The following is a 15,547-nucleotide window of genomic DNA, read 5'->3' on the forward strand; positions in this document are numbered from 1 at the left end:
TCTTTAATTATTATAAAATGGTGTCAGTCTGAGCCTGTCGAAGACTCATCATTAAGTCCTTCGACAGGCTCAGGAAGACAAACTGAAAGATTTGACTTGCAAAAATAACAATTATTCCTCTATTGGACAGAAAGTAAAGATATTCAGTTTGTCAATATCTAAAATTTCATGCGTAACATCAACCATCTGTGTGGTGGTAACGGCATTAATTTTCTCAAAAACAGTCTCCAACGAATCTATTTTATCATGATCAATCAGGCTTTTGGCCATTGATATGATTAAACCAATCCTGTTTTCTTCTCCTAAAGCAATCTGTCCGATAAATTTGTTTTTGGCTTTTTGCAGCTGCAACTCGTTTAAAGGTTTCTCTTTAAGTTTTTTGATCTCTTTAAAGATTAAAGAGAGTGCCCTGGTCTGTTTTTCCTTATCTGTACCAAAATAAATGGAAAAAATTCCGGTATCGTGTAATGGCGAGAAATTAGATTCGATGGTATAGGCAATTCCGTATTTTTCCCTGATCTGTAAGTTTAAAACCGAGCTCATTCCATTACCACCAAAGTAATTGTTGAGGAGCATTAAAGGAACTTTTTGCGACTGATAGGTAGAATAGGCCTGTGTACCCAAAATACAGTGTGCCTGCATAATCGGTTTGTAAATGGTGGTATTGTTCTGCGGAAGTATGCCTGGTTTAATCCTTTTTTTAACCGGATTGTTCTCTTCAACATCAGCAAAATGTTTGCTTCCTTTATTTACAATGTTGTTTAAAGTATAATTTCCTAAAATGGCCACCACGATTTCGTTGGTGCGGTAATTGGCTTTTCTGAAATTGATGACATCCTCGCGTGTAAAGTTTTGAACTGATTCTGTTGTGCCCAGAATGTTATTACCCAATGCATGCCCGGCGAAAAGCATATCTTCGAAATCATCATTGATGGCTTCTTCGGGCTGATCTAAATAAGATGAAATTTCATCCAGAATCACGCTTTTTTCTTTATCCATTTCCTCTTCCGGGAAAGTAGAATGGAACATAATATCGTTAAAAAGATCTAATGTCCGATCGAGATAGGGATTTAAAAAAGACGCATGTACGCAAGTATATTCTTTTGTAGTATAGGCATTTAAATCTGCGCCAACGCTTTCTAAACGGTTTAAAATTTGGTTGGTACTTCGTTTTTCAGTCCGCTTAAAAATTAAATGTTCGATAAAATGCGCTAAACCTGCTTTATTTTCAGGTTCATCGCGTGATCCTGTATTGATGATAATGCAAGCGTGAGATATGGCTGAAGCCGAAGGCACATGCAATAAGCGTATGCCGTTTGGCAGGGTGTGAACATTGTATTCCATTGAGGGGCAAAGATAAGGCTAATTGCTTACAAAGCCTCTGTATCGGGGTATTGCAATTGTAAGGCGGAAATCAATTTATCTTTTGTTGGTCTCTTAAGGACTAAAAAACAAAATTAGCGAGGCCAAAGATTAAGAAGAAAGAGTTGTGTGTGATAAAAAAGCCAACGATATTAAAAAGCGCCCCGCCTTCTAAAAGTGCCGAACTGATGATAAAAGCACTTTGGTACATATTGATCTTCGTATCGGCAGAGGCAGATTTATCGATTTTAGAAATTAAATTTCTGTAAAAGAAAATGCTTCCTGATATGGTAATCAGCCCCATAATTGGAAATATAGGGTTAAAAGGTGCAGTGGTTTGCGGATTGGCATCAAAAAACATGATTTCGCGGTTAAGGAAGATGGTTACCAATGCAAAGAGGAAAACACCTGAGCATAATGCGAGGTGAATAATTTGGAGTGTTTTTAGTTTGGTGTTCATTGTAGGGTGAAATAGGTTTTGATTTAAATTTTAAAAGATGGTCGTCATTCCCAACTTGATTGGGAATCCTAAAGCGTTTATGCATTAAGATTCCCAATCAAGTTGGGAATGACGAGCCGGGTAAAAAATTATTTCGTTATTCCCTCCAGCGAGAATAAAAAGGCCCAGCGTAATGCCACATCTTTTAAATAGTCGAAACGGCCGGAGGCGCCACCATGGCCAAATTCCATGTTGGTTTTCAGCAACAGCACATTTTTATCGGTTTTGGTTGCCCTTAATTTGGCTACCCATTTTGCCGGCTCAAAATACTGCACCTGGCTATCGTGTAAACCGGTTGTAACTAACATATTTGGGTAAGCTTTTTCTCTACGTTTTCGTAAGGCGAATAGCTTTTCATGTATTCATAAGCTGCTTTTTGTTTTGGGTTTCCCCATTCATCAAATTCGTTTGTAGTAAGCGGAATGCTTTCATCAAGCATGGTATTAACCACATCTACAAATGGAACATCGGCAATCACACCATTCCATAAATCAGGCGCGATATTAACCACTGCGCCCATTAATAAACCGCCGGCACTGCCACCATGTGCATATAAATGGCCTTTTGAGGTATATTTCTGATCAATTAAATATTCCCCTGCTGCAATAAAATCGGTGAATGTATTTTTCTTTTTCATCAGTTTTCCATCCTCGTACCATTGGCGGCCCATTTCCTGTCCGCCGCGGATATTGGCGATGGCAAATACAAAACCACGATCCAACAGGCTTAAACGTGGTGAAGAGAAATAAACATCAGAATTTGCTCCATAAGAGCCATAACCATAAAGTAACAAAGGCGATTCTCCATTCTTTTCGAAGCCTTTTTTATAAACCAGGGCAATTGGTACTTTAGTGCCATCTTTCGCCGTTGCAAAAACACGTTCAGTAACATAATCTTTTGGATTATAGCCACCCAAAACCTCCTGTTGTTTCATTAGTTTCTGGTCTTTTTTTACCAGATCGTAATCATAGGTAGAGTTTGGAGTAGTTAATGAGGTATATGAATAACGTAAGGTTGTACTGTTATATTCGGGGTTAGCCCCTACGCCAGCGTCATAAACAGGTTCGTCAAATTTAATATAATAATCGCTTTTGTCTTTTTTGAGTACTCGTAGCTCGGTTAATCCGTTTTTACGCTCTGATAAAACAGTAAAATCTTTAAATTCTTCAGCACTTTCCAATAACACATCGGCACGGTGCGGAATCACTTCTTTCCAGTTTTCTTTTTCGGTTTTATCCAGCTGACATTCCATTAAACGGAAATTCTTAGCGTTCCAGTTGGTTAAGATCAAAAATTTGTCATCAACAGGCATTATATCATATAATACGTCTTTTGATCGGGCTGCAAAAACTTTAAAGGGGCTTTCCGGGTGGTCGGCATCGACTATTTTATATTCTGAAGTGAGCGTTCCCTGTGAGGCGATAAAAATATACTTTCCGTTTTTTGATTTGCCTACACCGATATAGTTGGTATTATCTTTCTCATCGTAAACTACCGCATCTGTTTTGGCATCTGCACCAAGTATATGTTTTTTGATTTTTTCGCTTAGTAGCGTAACCGGATTTTTTGACGTGTAAAAGAACGTTTTATTATCGTTGGCCCATGCCACCCCACCTTCAGTATTGATAATGGCATCTTTTAAAATTTCGCCAGTTTCTAAATTTTTAATGTTAATGGTATACTGACGGCGCGAAACCTGATCGACACCAAAAGCTAAAAGTTTATTATCGGGACTAACGCTAAATCCGGTGGCGCTGTAATAGGAATGGCCTTTTGCCAGTTGATCTACATCCAGCAAGATTTCTTCCGCTGCAGATAAACTTCCTTTTTTACGGCAGTATTTAAAATATTGTTGTCCATCCTCTGTCCGGGAGTAATAGTAGTAGCCATTTCTAAAAACCGGAACCGATTCGTCTTTTTCTTTGATCCGACCTTTCATTTCCTTAAACAGATCCGCCTGAAATTGATCTGTGCTTTTCATCATTGTGTTGAGATACGTATTTTCGGCTTTTAAATAATCGACAACCTTTGTGCTGTCAGGACCTTTTTTAAAGTAATCGATCATCCAATAATAATTATCTACTACGGTATCGCCGTGTATAACTCTTTGGTGCGGAATAATTTCCGCTATGGGCGCCTTTGCATCAGGCCACTTTATTGCTTTCATTTCTTTCTTTTGAGGTTGATTACAGGCCGTAATTGCACTGAGCAATATAAGGCTGGGTAAGATACGTTTCATAGCGGTTTGATTTCGGTTCAATTGCAATTTAATAATTTAGTTCAATAGTTCATTAACCATTGGTTTATTAGTGGCGTGGTGGTTAATTGTAAAAGAAATTGTTTAATTATTGAATGGTTAGATTGTTACCTTCAAATTGTTGTAGAGGGTTAATCGGTTAATTGTTTAAATCGGTTAATAGACTCCAAACGCTCAACCCCAAACTCATTTCCATTTTAGCAAAAATCCATCAAGCCTATAGATAATCATCTGAATTAGAAAAATTGATGGTAAATTGCCACATCCAAACGGTTTGAAATCATAATGAAATTAGAATACAAAAAGATAGTTGTTAAGGTTGGTTCGAATGTAATTACGCAAGCGAATGGTTTGCCGGATGAAGTGAGGATTGAACACCTTGTAAATCAACTGGCGGATATTAAAAAGCAGGGTATTGAAGTGATTTTGGTGTCTTCTGGTGCGGTAGCATCGGGCAGAAGTTTGATTAAAGTATCCGAAAAACAGGATGCGGTAACTACCCGACAGCTATTGGCGGCCATTGGTCAGGTAAAACTGATTAATACCTACTCCAATTTCTTTGTTGCCCATGCTATACAATGCGCGCAGGTTTTGGTTACGAAAGAAGATTTCCGAGACCGGGCGCATTATCTGAACATGAAAAACTGCCTGCAGATTTTGCTTCAAAATGAAGTAATCCCGGTGGTGAATGAAAACGATGTAGTTTCGGTTACTGAGCTGATGTTTACGGATAATGATGAACTGGCAGGGCTAATCGCCTCCATGTTAAATGCCGATGCGTTGATTATTTTATCGAATGTAAATGGTATTTATAACGGTGATCCGAAAGTTGAGGGTTCGGCTGTTATTGAGGAAATTAATGGTTCGGTTACTAACCTGGCATCCTTTATACAAACCGGAAAATCACAATTTGGTCGGGGTGGAATGATTACCAAATCGACCATGGCACAAAAAGTGGCTAAATTAGGTATAACGGTTCATATTGCCAATGGAACGAAAGATGATGTACTGACTTCTCTATTGAACAATGAACTGGTGCATACACGCTTTGTTCCCGAGAAAAGCAAGTCAGGCAAAAAAATGGATTGCTCATTCAGAAACCGCCGCTACAGGAATAGTCAAACTAAATGATGGCGCTAAAACGGTACTAACCTCTGGTAAAGCCACCAGTTTATTACCCGTGGGAATTATTGAAATCCAGACGGATTTTTTAAAAGGCGATATTATTAAAATTATCGATGAAAGAAATAACCTGATTGGATTGGGAATAGCAGAATATGGTTCTGATAAAGCCAGAGAGCGTATTGGACAGAAGAAACAAAAGGCTTTGGTGCATTATGATTATTTTTACTCGGCTATTTAAAGGGGTTTACCGCAAAGGACGCAAAGAGATGCGCGAAGGTACACAGAGATAGGGTAAACAAGGTCGTAAATATGCAATTAACTTTAGTGTTCTCTGCGAAAAACTTAGCGCTCTTTACGGTTAATAATTAACAACATGAATTACAAACAATACTTCGAAAAAGCGAAACAGGCTAGTCGCACTTTGATTAGTTTGGGCAAAGAAACAACAGATACTGTTTTAAAGGATCTGGCAGAAGCTCTATTGGCTAATACAGCCGAAATTCTTATTGAAAACGCGAAGGATTTGGCTAAAATGCCTATCGAAGACCCTAAATACGACAGGTTAAAATTAAGCGCAGCACGTATTGCAGATATTGCTAATGACCTTAAAAATGTTGCAGGCTTAAACAGTCCATTGGGTAAAGTCCTTTCTGATAAAATATTGGATAACCAACTCCACATCCAAAAGGTTAGTGTGCCTTTAGGTGTTGTGGGTGTGATTTACGAAGCACGGCCGAATGTTACTGCCGATGTATTTTCGCTTTGTTTTAAAACCGGGAATGTTGCCGTGTTAAAAGGTGGAAGTGACGCTGAATTTTCTAATCTCGCAATTGCAAAGGTAATACATGGGGTGTTGGATAATCATAAAATAAACCGCGATGTTTTAACCTTACTGCCTGCGGAAAGGGCCGCAACCGAAGCTTTATTAAATGCACGGGGATTTGTGGATGTATTGATTCCGAGAGGAAGCCAATCGTTGATTAATTACGTTCGGGAAAACAGTAAAATCCCGGTTATTGAAACCGGTGCGGGCATTGTACATACTTATTTTGATGAATCGGGTGATTTAGAGAAAGGCAAGGCAATTATTTTTAATGCTAAAACCAGGAGGGTGAGCGTTTGTAATTCTCTAGATTGTGTGCTGGTTAACGAAAACAGATTAAATGATCTGCCGGCGCTTTTATCTCCTTTGGCTGATGGAAATGTGGAGTTATTTGCTGATGAGAAAAGCTATGGAGTATTAAAATCTTCTTATCCATCCCACTTATTAAACCAAGCCACACCAGAACATTTTGGAACAGAGTTTTTATCGTTAAAACTGGCGGTCAAAGTTGTAGCGAATTTAGCAGAAGCATTAAACCACATTGCCGATTACAGTTCCAAACATAGTGAAGCCATTATTTCCGAAGGTGCAGACAATATCGCACAATTTTTAAATGAAGTAGACGCCGCTGCGGTGTATGCCAACGCTTCTACTGGTTTTACCGATGGTGCCCAGTTTGGTCTTGGAGCCGAAATTGGCATTAGTACGCAAAAACTCCATGCCCGCGGACCAATGGGCTTGGAGGAACTGACCAGTTATAAATGGGTAGTACGGGGTAATGGGCAAGTGAGGGGATAATGATGTTTTGTTGTCATTCTGAGCGCAGCGAAGAATCTTTTTTGGTTGATAGTTCATTGGCCATGGTTTTTTAGCCGCAATGGCCATCAACTATGAGCCAAAGGACCATGGACTATTAACACGACGACCGATTGAACTAAAGTTCAAAAACCTCTCCCCTTTCAGGTACCGCCACATTAAAGCCATCTTCCTGCAATGCCTGTGATAAACTTTGCAGGCTTTTATCCTCGCCGTGCACCAGGAAAACTTTTTTAGGCTGACCGGTTTGTTTAATTGTTTTCACTAAATCGTTATGATCGCCGTGGCCGCTTAAGAGGTCAGTTTTACGGATGGTGGCGTAAACCATCATTTCGCGGTCTTTAATGCGAACAATAGGTGCTCCGCTTAATAACTTGTATCCAAGGGTCCCTTTTGCACAGTAACCAATAAAAAGGATGGTGCAATAATAGTTCTGAATATTATAATACAGGTGATCCTGGATCCTTCCACCCTCTAACATGCCGGCAGAGGAAATAATGATACAGGGATCGAAATAATTAGAAACATCTTTACTTTCTTTCATGGTTTGAACGTAAGCCAGATGCTCAAATTCAAACTCATCACCCATAGTCTGGTAAAAATCTTTCGCTTCCTGATTTACCAGGTTATGGTGTTTACGGTAAACTTCGGTCGCTTGAATGGCCATAGGGCTATCTACAAAAATCTGAATGGGGGCAACAGTTTTTTGGTAAATATCTGGTTTAAGGCAAATACCAGCGATTGTGTACGGCCAATACTAAATGCCGGAATAATCAATCGTCCAGGACTTTTGATACAGGCTTCGGTAATCTCCTGAACCAGGCGGTCTTCAAGCGTTTGGTCTTTGGTATGCATTCTGCCTCCATAAGTTGCTTCGCTTACTATATAGTCTACTTCTGGCAGTGGTTCTGGGTTAACTAAAACCGGGTAATTTTCTCTGCCGATATCGCCGGTAAAAGCTATTTTTTTCTCTGCACCCTGATCATTTATGGTTAAAATGGCTGCTGCAGCACCCAGCAAATGACCAACAGGGACAAAAGTTAAGCTGATATCGCCATTAATTTTGAAAGGTTTGTTGAAAGCAATGGTTACAAAACGATCGATCGTGTCCATTACGTGCTTGTGCAGGTACAATGGTTTTGGTCCGCTGAAGTTACCGCGTTTAGTACGTGGTTTTCTGCCGGCTTTTCTTAAAAAAAGCTCAACAGAATCGAACAGCAATATCGAAGTAAGATCGGCGGTTGGTGGTGTACAAAGCACCTGGCCGTCAAAACCCAGTCGAACCAATGTGGGCAGATTACCAGAATGATCAATATGCGCGTGAGTTAAAATTACCAGGTTTATACTTGCCGGATCGAAGGGGAATTGTTGGTTTTCTTCCTGGTAGGTTTCCTTCTCGTAATCTAATCCACAATCTATCAATATTTTATAATGCCCAATTTCGAGCAGGTGCATACTGCCTGTTACTTGTTGTGCTGCGCCCCAAAACGTTAACTTCATCTTCTTATCTATCGCGTAAAATCTTTAGCCGTAAAGTAGTATAAATGATGGGATTTTTAAACAATCATGCGTAATTTTTTAATTTCATTTAACACGGAGGTCGCAGAGAAAAACCACAATGCACACTGAAATAATCGTAATTTCTTTACAAAGTAAAATCAGACCTCTACCTTTCCTGAATTTGAACTTATTTATAATTGATTAACTTCTCTGAATTTAAGGCTCCTTGATATTTCACTTTTTGCCTCTTCCGAAAAATCTTCTAAATCAGCTGCTGTGATGATTTTTTCTACAAGCAGAGCAGTTATAGTACCTAAAAACCATGAATTTCTAAGCCCGTCGTATCTTCTGGCGATGTGCTTGTCGAAATCTGTTACAGCAGTAAAAATTTTGTAATAATCGTCTCTGTTGTCTTCAGGCTGTTGTGTTTTCCATTGGTCTAAAATTTCGGAAAATACCTGCATTTCGTTTTTTAGTTCCCGTTGTAAAGCGACTTCGAATAATTTTCGGGCAACTTTATTGTCTGCTTTTGAAAAATCCATAGGTTAAAATTTATTAGGATAAAGATAACAAAGTCTGGCGTATGGCTTAGCTAGCTCAACAAAAAGATTTTTATCTTTGCAAGAAAATATCAGTTATGCAAGAACCTTTTGATATAGAGATAGGACCAATTAATTATTCAGTTTTTCCAGAGGGGAATGATTCATACACCATTTTCAAAGATGGAAGAGAATATATTCAGATCCAAAAAGATACTTCATCGATCTGGTTGAAAATGGATTATAAAACAGAACTTCCAATTTTTGAGGAAGATGAAGAGGTGAATGCAATTGGGCAGGCGATTGAAAATTATGTGCCCGAACCTGAAGACGAGGAAGAAGACGAATTATAATAAGCAATCCTCAACAAGGCTTGGCTAAACCACTCCGTGTTGAGGATTTAAATTTAGGCAAGGAGCTTTAATAATTCTTCTGCAACTTTTTCTGATGAGGCAGGATTTTGTCCGGTAATCAATAAGCCGTCAACTACAGCATAGGGATTCCAATCAGCTATCTTACTGTAATGACCACCATTTTTTATCAACATATCCTCTACTAAGAAAGGAACTATATTTGTTAATTGTACGGCTTCTTCCTCGGTATTGGTAAATCCGGTTACATTTTTTCCTTTCACCAAGTATTCACCATCTATCTTTACATCCTTAAGCACTCCAGGAGCATGACATACAAAAGCAACAGGCTTGCTGGCGGTATAGAACTCGGTAATGAGCTGTTGTGAAGTTGCGCTTTCTGCTAAATCCCAAAGTGGTCCGTGGCCACCAGGATAAAAAACTGCATCATAATCATCCATTATTATATCGGCCAATGGAGTGGTGTTTTTTAATTTGGCCAAAAGAACAGTGTCTTTGTCCATTCTTTTCGTCGTTTCGGTTTGAAAAGAAGGATCTTCACTTTTAGGATCTATTGGTGGCTGACCACCTTTTGGTGAGGCCAATACAATATCAATACCTTTGTCGGCTAAGGCATAATATGGCGCCGCCAATTCTTCTGACCAAAAACCTGTTTTTAAACCTGTATTTCCTAATTCGTCGTGGCTAGTAAGCACGAATAAAACTTTCTTATTCATATTTTTTATGCTAAGTGTATCACAAAATTAGTGCTGTTTGTTAAGGCAGCAAAGGACTTCGATCACAAATTTAATGTGCGCAAAATCACACTTTTGCGGAAAGCCTGCTTAAGGTTTCTCTGGAAATGCCCAGGTATGCTGCGATTATTGTTTTAGAAACCCGTTGCATCAATTGGGGATACTGTTGAGCGAGTTGTTCAAAACGCTCTTTCGGGCTTGTGGTCAAAAGTGATAAAATCCTTTGCTGTAAAGCTACGTAGCCCAAACTGTTTTTTATCCTGAAAAAATGCTCCATTTTATGGCTTTCGCTGCATAGCTGATCTAAATTATCTTTGCTGATGGAGAGCAGATCGGAGTTTTCCAGGCAGCTGATATTGGTAATTGATTTAACATGACCATAAAAAGCCCTGAAATCGGAAAGCCACCAGTTTTCCATCGCAAACTGGATAATATACTCTTTACCATTGGCATCTGTAAAAGTGGCCTTTAATAAACCTTTAACAACAAAATAAATGTGATTGACAAATTCGTCTTCCTGTATCAGGTATTGGTGTTTTTTAAGCGTTTTTGATTTGAAATGTGCCGCTATATGCTCAAACTCCTGATCGGTGAGGGAAATGATTTCTTCGAGGTGTGTTTTTAATTCAAAACTCATGCTATAAATTTAACTAAATTAAGCATGAAACGCATTTTTTGGTTTTGGACTGGGGAAAGGCAAAAAAATAATGCCCGATCTAATCGGGCATTATTTTTAAATATTCCTTGTTATCTGGTACAATCTGCCGTCCAAAGCTGGCTGTCTCTAACTACCCTGATGGTTAGGTTGCTGGCGTCGATGCTAATGCCTGTTAGGCCCGAGCCAATACTTACGTAGCTGTTATCGCCTTTCTTTTCGAATTTTACTCCCGTAATATCCGGAATGTTGTTGCCAAAGTAAAAATTATAGGTTTCGCCAACTTTACTTACGGTTACTTTTCCATCGCTACTGGTAATAGTATTTTCTCCACTGCGGTATGAAACCGAACCTTTGTACGTGCCTACAAAGAAATCGCGATCTGCAGGGTCAGTATCTTTTTTACACGATACCATTACGGTTAATGCTATTAAAAGCATGCTGAAAATTTGAACTGTTTTTTTCATCTCTTTCACTTTTTTAATTTTTAAATAGGTCATAAATGTAACAGTGTTATGACAATGACTATGCCAAACAAAAAATATGATCTGTAAATGAGATGAGGTATTGGAAAGCAGGGATCTTAAATTTGTTTATTAAGTAGTTGTATATTAGGCTTTTGTTAGGGTAATTCTTTATTTTAGCTTGGACTGTTAAATAATCTATTTTCAAACCTGGACTGATCAGTTGAAAGCAATAAAACTGTTCAGTTTAAATGAACTTGTTCAATTTAGCCATTGATAAAGTCCAGCATTTCAACCTTTTTAATTTACTGTTGTTTTTTAGTAAATCAGCTAAATAAGGTGCTTCAGGATCGCAATCTTTTTTGTGAACAGGGTTACAAGTAAAAAATAGTCAAAACAAAATGAGCGGTGTTTCATGCTATTCTTTGGTGTAGTTTGATGGTCCGTTAATATTAACCGTTTCACCTAAAAAATGGGGTTTCCTGCCCATAATCAGATCGATTTTAGATTTTGCTATAGCAAAATACTCTCTGAATGAGGCGTATTTGAAGCCTTGATATGTTCCTTGATCAGCAGCAAAACCATAAGATTTTATTCCTAGTTTATTGCCGGTGCTGATACATCTATTTAAATGATATTTTTGCGATACCAGAATTGCGGTGTCTATATTGAAAATAAATTTTGATCTGTAAAGTGTCGAGTAGCTATCAAAACCTGCATAATCCAGGTAAATTTTATTGGTATCAACACCATGTTCATAACAGTAAAGTTTCATTACAGTAAGTTCGTCGTGTGCATCACTTCCATTATCCCCTGACAGCAAAATTTTATCAATTTTATGGTTTTTATAAAGTTTTATACCCGCATCAAGCCTGTCTTTTAAATATTTACTGGGTTTATTATTGTTTATGCCTGCTCCAAAAATAATGGCTACCCTTGCTTTTGGTACGTTTTGCGGGTTGAAGTAAATCAGTGGATCAGTTTGGTGTTTGACTAACAAATTAATACCAAACACTACAATAAGGCCCAAAATAAAGGCGGAGAACAGCAGTTTTATTATTTTTTTAGTGTTCATTTATTGATGCGCTAATTGTTTATCTTTTTGATCTGCAGTTTTGGATTATTATTATTTAAGATTGCGGCAATCTTTTTATCCAGATCTAAATTGTCAGTATCGTCGAAAGGTTCGCCAATTTTATATGGTACGAGCTTTTTATTAAATCTATGCAACTGATAATAATTGGTACCGGTTAAACCATAACTCATAATTATTTTGTATTTTTTGTTGTAACTGGGGTTAACAATTTTGTCGAAATCTTTGACCCTGGTTAAGGTATGGTTTTTGGGATTAACAAGGTAAAGATTGTAAAACGAGTTTCCTCCCCTGGCACCTGTATCTTCGAAAATTAACAGATCTTTTACACCGTCGTTGTTATAGTCTTCGTAAGTGATATTGTCAGTGACGTGGCGCATTTCTATGTTTTCTTTCCAAAAGATTTTATCGGTTTTTACGCCTCTTTTACCGAAATAGATATTGGCATGGCATAATTCTCCCGAAGGTTCTTTTTCAGTAATTAAATGCTGTATAGCGAGTACATAGTCTTTATTTTTAAAAGGATAAATGTATTGCCAGATTCCTGTTGCGGTTGGCTGATTGAATACTTTTTGAGCAAACGAATGACTGGAAATAAATATGAAGCATAGAAAAAATATCCTGATCATGTTTGGCATCTTATAATATATCTATGTTATATTTCTGAAAGTTTCTGGGCAAGCTCTTCCGTTATTTCATCAAGTGTAAACAATCTGCCCCAATTAAACTTTTTCCATACCGTTTTTGGTTTGTTGGTTTTGTCGCTAAACATATTGCCACCAGAGGTTTCACTTTTTTTCGTGTGGAGAAATTAAGGCTGGTAATGGTTTCTTCTCCCGAAGATCGACTATAACTCTTGATATCAAAGCCAATCAGCTCCATTTTTTGATTCTGGAACCTGAATGTATAATCAAGATTACTCACCCCGTAGGAGCCACAGCTCAGCCAATATTGATAACTTAAAATGAGCGTGCCGTTTTTTATGCTGATGGCACCCGTTTCCTGCAAAGGATCGGCAAGGCAAGTGTTCTCTGCATCATTTTCAGGTGGAATGAAACTGGTATTTTGAGCCTTTAAGCTGTAATTTCCGGATGTTTTAAAAAGTACCAAAAGAATGCGAGGATTCACATTCAGTTTATCACTGCCCATACCGTCGTTTTTGATGATATTTTTTGGATTGGTATTCTGGATAATGATCGCTTCATCAGGTAAATGATCTTTATTTAAATCACCTTTGGCCCGATAAATTATTTTCCACCCTTTTGGAACAAATGCATTTGTATTAGTGCCTGTTTTAGGGATTTGAGGGTGATCGCTTTGGGCAAATAACTGAACAGAAATTAATAATAACAATATGCCTGTAATATTTTTCATACGACATAAATTATGAAATGAGCACAAAAATAAGAAGATAAATTTTTCATATATGGTATTTGCTGATCAATAAACTTAATCTTTATCAAGATAACGAGCAAATTAAACCGCTCTTTGTGTAAAGAATTACCCTGCCCACCCATTCCTATCCAAACTCCTGTAATTAATCGATTCTGCTAAGTGTTCCAATTCTACGGTATCACTTCCATCTAAATCGGCAATGGTCCGTGCAACTTTTAAAATCCGGTCGTAGGCACGGGCCGAAAGACCTAATTTTTCCATAGCTGATTTTAGGAGGATGTTTCCTTCATCGCTGATCTGGCATACTTTGCGAACCATTTTCGGACTCATTTGGGCATTGCAATGCAGTTCTTCTTTATTCGCAAAACGTAGATCCTGAATTTCCCGTGCTTTAATTACACGTTCCCTGATGAGGTTACTTCTTTCTGTTTCTGCAGTAGAGGCTAATTCTGTAAAATTAACGGGTGTTACTTCTACATGCAGATCTATCCGGTCTAAAAGCGGTCCTGATATTTTACTCAGGTATTTTTGCACCACACCAGGTGCACAAACACAATCTTTCTCCGGGTGATTGTAAAAACCACATGGGCAGGGATTCATAGAGGCCACCAGCATAAAGCTGGCTGGATATTCTACCGAAAACCTTGCTCTTGCAATAGCCACTTTACGGTCTTCTAAAGGTTGGCGCATGACCTCTAAAACAGTTCGTTTAAATTCAGGTAGTTCATCTAAAAATAAAACACCGTTATGTGCCAGTGATATTTCTCCGGGTTGTGGATTGATTCCGCCGCCTACCAAGGCTACATCGCTAATGGTATGGTGCGGTGAGCGGTACGGACGGCTTGTCATTAAAGCATCGCTCGCAGAGAGTTTTCCGGCAACAGAATGGATTTTCGTGGTTTCCAAAGCTTCGTTTAAATTTAATGGCGGTAATATAGTAGGCAGGCGCTTGGCCAGCATGGTTTTGCCTGCACCTGGCGGCCCTATTAAAATAACATTGTGACCGCCTGCAGCCGCAATTTCCAGCGCTCTTTTAATATTTTCCTGGCCTTTAACATCGGCAAAATCGTGCTCGTAATTATTGATGTTTTTTAAGAATTCTTCTTTGGTATTCACTTTAACTTGTTCCAGCGCTTCGCTTTTATTAAAGAAAGCAATTACCTGGGCCAGGTTTTCTACACCATACGCCACTAAATCGTTTACAATGGCTGCTTCGCGAACATTTTGTTTCGGTAAGATAAATCCTTTAAAACCTTCCTGTTGAGCTTGTATGGCAATCGGTAAAGCCCCTTTTATGGGCTGTATACTTCCATCTAAAGAAAGTTCGCCCATAATAAAATAATCTTCTAATTCGTCGGCCGGGATTTGACCTGATGCCGCTAAAATGCCGATGGCAATTGGCAGATCGTACGAGGAGCCTTCTTTTTTCATGTCGGCAGGTGCCAGGTTTACCACTATTTTTTGTTTAGGCATGCGAAAACCTGAAACATTAATGGCGCTGGCCACCCTTTGTAAACTTTCTTTTACCGCATTATCGGGCAGGCCTACCATATAGTACTTGGTGCCTGCGCTAATATTCACTTCGATTGTTATGGTTAGTGCATTTACGCCATAAACAGCACTCCCGTATGTTTTTACAAGCATTTAATTTTAATTAAAATAAACTCGGATGTAAATTATTCGGGATGAATATTGATCACTAATATAGAAATTGTTTAGATAAAGATCAAGGTTTAGTTATTATAAGTTCAGGCCCATTGGTTTCAGCAACCGATGTTAATAAACCTGATTGGACGAATGCCGATTCCTTCTATCGGCAGCAGGGAAAGCAGGGCTGAAACCCACTATGGAATACTGAACCCCCATTTCCAAAACCTATAAACAAAAAATCCTGATCATTGCTGATCAGGATTT

Annotated in this window: 16 protein-coding genes and 1 pseudogene; 4 read left to right on the forward strand and 13 right to left on the reverse strand. The window is 38.5% G+C overall.

The annotated features are described in order from the left end of the window. Nucleotides 1-111: 111 nt before the first annotated feature. The 3 genes and pseudogenes from ACQ86H_RS00135 to ACQ86H_RS00145 all read right to left on the reverse strand — a co-directional run bounded on the left by ACQ86H_RS00135 (nt 112) and on the right by ACQ86H_RS00145 (nt 4,100). The gene (locus ACQ86H_RS00135; protein ID WP_138819240.1) at nt 112-1,344 is read right to left on the reverse strand and encodes a M16 family metallopeptidase; all 1,233 of its coding nucleotides are present in this window, start codon (nt 1,342-1,344) and stop codon (nt 112-114) included. A 100-nt stretch (nt 1,345-1,444) separates the two neighbouring features. Continuing rightward, on the reverse strand, nt 1,445-1,822 hold the full coding sequence (locus ACQ86H_RS00140; protein WP_431293440.1) for a hypothetical protein: 378 nt from the start codon (nt 1,820-1,822) through the stop codon (nt 1,445-1,447). Nucleotides 1,823-1,950: 128 nt separating this feature from the next. Beyond that, nucleotides 1,951-4,100 (reverse strand): annotated as a pseudogene (locus ACQ86H_RS00145) (S9 family peptidase). A gap of 303 nt (nt 4,101-4,403) precedes the next feature. On the opposite strand from ACQ86H_RS00145, the gene proB reads away from it, so the two are divergent. From proB to ACQ86H_RS00160, 3 genes are all read left to right on the forward strand, one after another. Next, nucleotides 4,404-5,249, forward strand: coding sequence for a glutamate 5-kinase (gene proB / locus ACQ86H_RS00150; RefSeq protein ID WP_431293441.1), 846 nt, complete (start codon nt 4,404-4,406; stop codon nt 5,247-5,249). Further along, entirely contained in the window at nt 5,146-5,481 is a 336-nt protein-coding gene (locus tag ACQ86H_RS00155; protein WP_431293442.1) for a PUA domain-containing protein, read from the forward strand. Before proB ends, ACQ86H_RS00155 begins: the two co-directional genes overlap by 104 nt. Before the next feature lie 135 nt (nt 5,482-5,616). Then, nucleotides 5,617-6,864 carry a glutamate-5-semialdehyde dehydrogenase gene (locus tag ACQ86H_RS00160; RefSeq protein WP_431293443.1) on the forward strand — a complete coding sequence of 416 codons (1,248 nt, stop codon included), beginning with the start codon at nt 5,617-5,619 and terminating at the stop codon, nt 6,862-6,864. Nucleotides 6,865-7,000: 136 nt separating this feature from the next. On the opposite strand, the gene ACQ86H_RS00165 is transcribed toward ACQ86H_RS00160, so the two are convergent. From ACQ86H_RS00165 to ACQ86H_RS00175, 3 genes are all read right to left on the reverse strand, one after another. Continuing rightward, a complete protein-coding gene (locus ACQ86H_RS00165) occupies nt 7,001-7,549 on the reverse strand; it encodes an MBL fold metallo-hydrolase RNA specificity domain-containing protein (protein ID WP_431293444.1) in 549 nt (182 codons plus the stop codon). A gap of 8 nt (nt 7,550-7,557) precedes the next feature. Further along, complete coding sequence (locus ACQ86H_RS00170) at nt 7,558-8,382, reverse strand: MBL fold metallo-hydrolase (RefSeq protein ID WP_431293445.1); 825 nt, start codon at nt 8,380-8,382, stop codon at nt 7,558-7,560. A 191-nt stretch (nt 8,383-8,573) separates the two neighbouring features. Beyond that, the gene (locus ACQ86H_RS00175) at nt 8,574-8,924 is read right to left on the reverse strand and encodes a hypothetical protein (protein WP_138819234.1); all 351 of its coding nucleotides are present in this window, start codon (nt 8,922-8,924) and stop codon (nt 8,574-8,576) included. 95 nt (nt 8,925-9,019) lie between these two features. Here ACQ86H_RS00175 and ACQ86H_RS00180 point away from each other — a divergent pair, with 95 nt between their 5' ends. Beyond that, nucleotides 9,020-9,274, forward strand: coding sequence for a hypothetical protein (locus ACQ86H_RS00180; RefSeq protein ID WP_138819233.1), 255 nt, complete (start codon nt 9,020-9,022; stop codon nt 9,272-9,274). Nucleotides 9,275-9,327: 53 nt separating this feature from the next. Here ACQ86H_RS00180 and ACQ86H_RS00185 read toward each other — a convergent pair whose 3' ends face one another. The 7 genes from ACQ86H_RS00185 to ACQ86H_RS00215 all read right to left on the reverse strand — a co-directional run bounded on the left by ACQ86H_RS00185 (nt 9,328) and on the right by ACQ86H_RS00215 (nt 15,277). Continuing rightward, nucleotides 9,328-10,008: a type 1 glutamine amidotransferase domain-containing protein gene (locus tag ACQ86H_RS00185; RefSeq protein ID WP_138819232.1), complete on the reverse strand. Its 681-nt coding sequence runs from the start codon at nt 10,006-10,008 to the stop codon at nt 9,328-9,330. An 85-nt stretch (nt 10,009-10,093) separates the two neighbouring features. Further along, nucleotides 10,094-10,663 carry a Crp/Fnr family transcriptional regulator gene (locus ACQ86H_RS00190; RefSeq protein ID WP_138819231.1) on the reverse strand — a complete coding sequence of 190 codons (570 nt, stop codon included), beginning with the start codon at nt 10,661-10,663 and terminating at the stop codon, nt 10,094-10,096. A 110-nt stretch (nt 10,664-10,773) separates the two neighbouring features. Continuing rightward, a complete protein-coding gene (locus tag ACQ86H_RS00195) occupies nt 10,774-11,148 on the reverse strand; it encodes a hypothetical protein (RefSeq protein ID WP_138819230.1) in 375 nt (124 codons plus the stop codon). Between the two features lie 415 nt (nt 11,149-11,563). Continuing rightward, a complete protein-coding gene (locus tag ACQ86H_RS00200; protein ID WP_138819229.1) occupies nt 11,564-12,220 on the reverse strand; it encodes a SanA/YdcF family protein in 657 nt (218 codons plus the stop codon). A gap of 11 nt (nt 12,221-12,231) precedes the next feature. Further along, complete coding sequence (locus tag ACQ86H_RS00205) at nt 12,232-12,867, reverse strand: XAC2610-related protein (RefSeq protein ID WP_138819228.1); 636 nt, start codon at nt 12,865-12,867, stop codon at nt 12,232-12,234. 61 nt (nt 12,868-12,928) lie between these two features. After that, nucleotides 12,929-13,612 carry a hypothetical protein gene (locus tag ACQ86H_RS00210; protein WP_431293446.1) on the reverse strand — a complete coding sequence of 228 codons (684 nt, stop codon included), beginning with the start codon at nt 13,610-13,612 and terminating at the stop codon, nt 12,929-12,931. Between the two features lie 126 nt (nt 13,613-13,738). Further along, nucleotides 13,739-15,277, reverse strand: coding sequence for a YifB family Mg chelatase-like AAA ATPase (locus ACQ86H_RS00215; protein WP_431293447.1), 1,539 nt, complete (start codon nt 15,275-15,277; stop codon nt 13,739-13,741). Between the last annotated feature and the right edge of the window lie 270 nt (nt 15,278-15,547).

Origin of the sequence: Pedobacter sp. P26 (assembly GCF_050632135.1) — a bacterium.
Classification (GTDB): Bacteria; Bacteroidota; Bacteroidia; order Sphingobacteriales; family Sphingobacteriaceae; genus Pedobacter.

Bases quoted from the DNA above. Each gene is read 5' to 3' on its own strand.
- ACQ86H_RS00135 (WP_138819240.1), bottom strand. From the start codon at position 1,344: ATGGAATACAATGTTCACACCCTGCCAAACGGCATACGCTTATTGCAT.
- ACQ86H_RS00140 (WP_431293440.1), bottom strand. From the start codon at position 1,822: ATGAACACCAAACTAAAAACACTCCAAATTATTCACCTCGCATTATGC.
- proB (WP_431293441.1), top strand. From the start codon at position 4,404: ATGAAATTAGAATACAAAAAGATAGTTGTTAAGGTTGGTTCGAATGTA.
- ACQ86H_RS00155 (WP_431293442.1), top strand. From the start codon at position 5,146: ATGAACTGGTGCATACACGCTTTGTTCCCGAGAAAAGCAAGTCAGGCA.
- ACQ86H_RS00160 (WP_431293443.1), top strand. From the start codon at position 5,617: ATGAATTACAAACAATACTTCGAAAAAGCGAAACAGGCTAGTCGCACT.
- ACQ86H_RS00165 (WP_431293444.1), bottom strand. From the start codon at position 7,549: ATGGCCATTCAAGCGACCGAAGTTTACCGTAAACACCATAACCTGGTA.
- ACQ86H_RS00170 (WP_431293445.1), bottom strand. From the start codon at position 8,382: ATGAAGTTAACGTTTTGGGGCGCAGCACAACAAGTAACAGGCAGTATG.
- ACQ86H_RS00175 (WP_138819234.1), bottom strand. From the start codon at position 8,924: ATGGATTTTTCAAAAGCAGACAATAAAGTTGCCCGAAAATTATTCGAA.
- ACQ86H_RS00180 (WP_138819233.1), top strand. From the start codon at position 9,020: ATGCAAGAACCTTTTGATATAGAGATAGGACCAATTAATTATTCAGTT.
- ACQ86H_RS00185 (WP_138819232.1), bottom strand. From the start codon at position 10,008: ATGAATAAGAAAGTTTTATTCGTGCTTACTAGCCACGACGAATTAGGA.
- ACQ86H_RS00190 (WP_138819231.1), bottom strand. From the start codon at position 10,663: ATGAGTTTTGAATTAAAAACACACCTCGAAGAAATCATTTCCCTCACC.
- ACQ86H_RS00195 (WP_138819230.1), bottom strand. From the start codon at position 11,148: ATGAAAAAAACAGTTCAAATTTTCAGCATGCTTTTAATAGCATTAACC.
- ACQ86H_RS00200 (WP_138819229.1), bottom strand. From the start codon at position 12,220: ATGAACACTAAAAAAATAATAAAACTGCTGTTCTCCGCCTTTATTTTG.
- ACQ86H_RS00205 (WP_138819228.1), bottom strand. From the start codon at position 12,867: ATGATCAGGATATTTTTTCTATGCTTCATATTTATTTCCAGTCATTCG.
- ACQ86H_RS00210 (WP_431293446.1), bottom strand. From the start codon at position 13,612: ATGAAAAATATTACAGGCATATTGTTATTATTAATTTCTGTTCAGTTA.
- ACQ86H_RS00215 (WP_431293447.1), bottom strand. From the start codon at position 15,277: ATGCTTGTAAAAACATACGGGAGTGCTGTTTATGGCGTAAATGCACTA.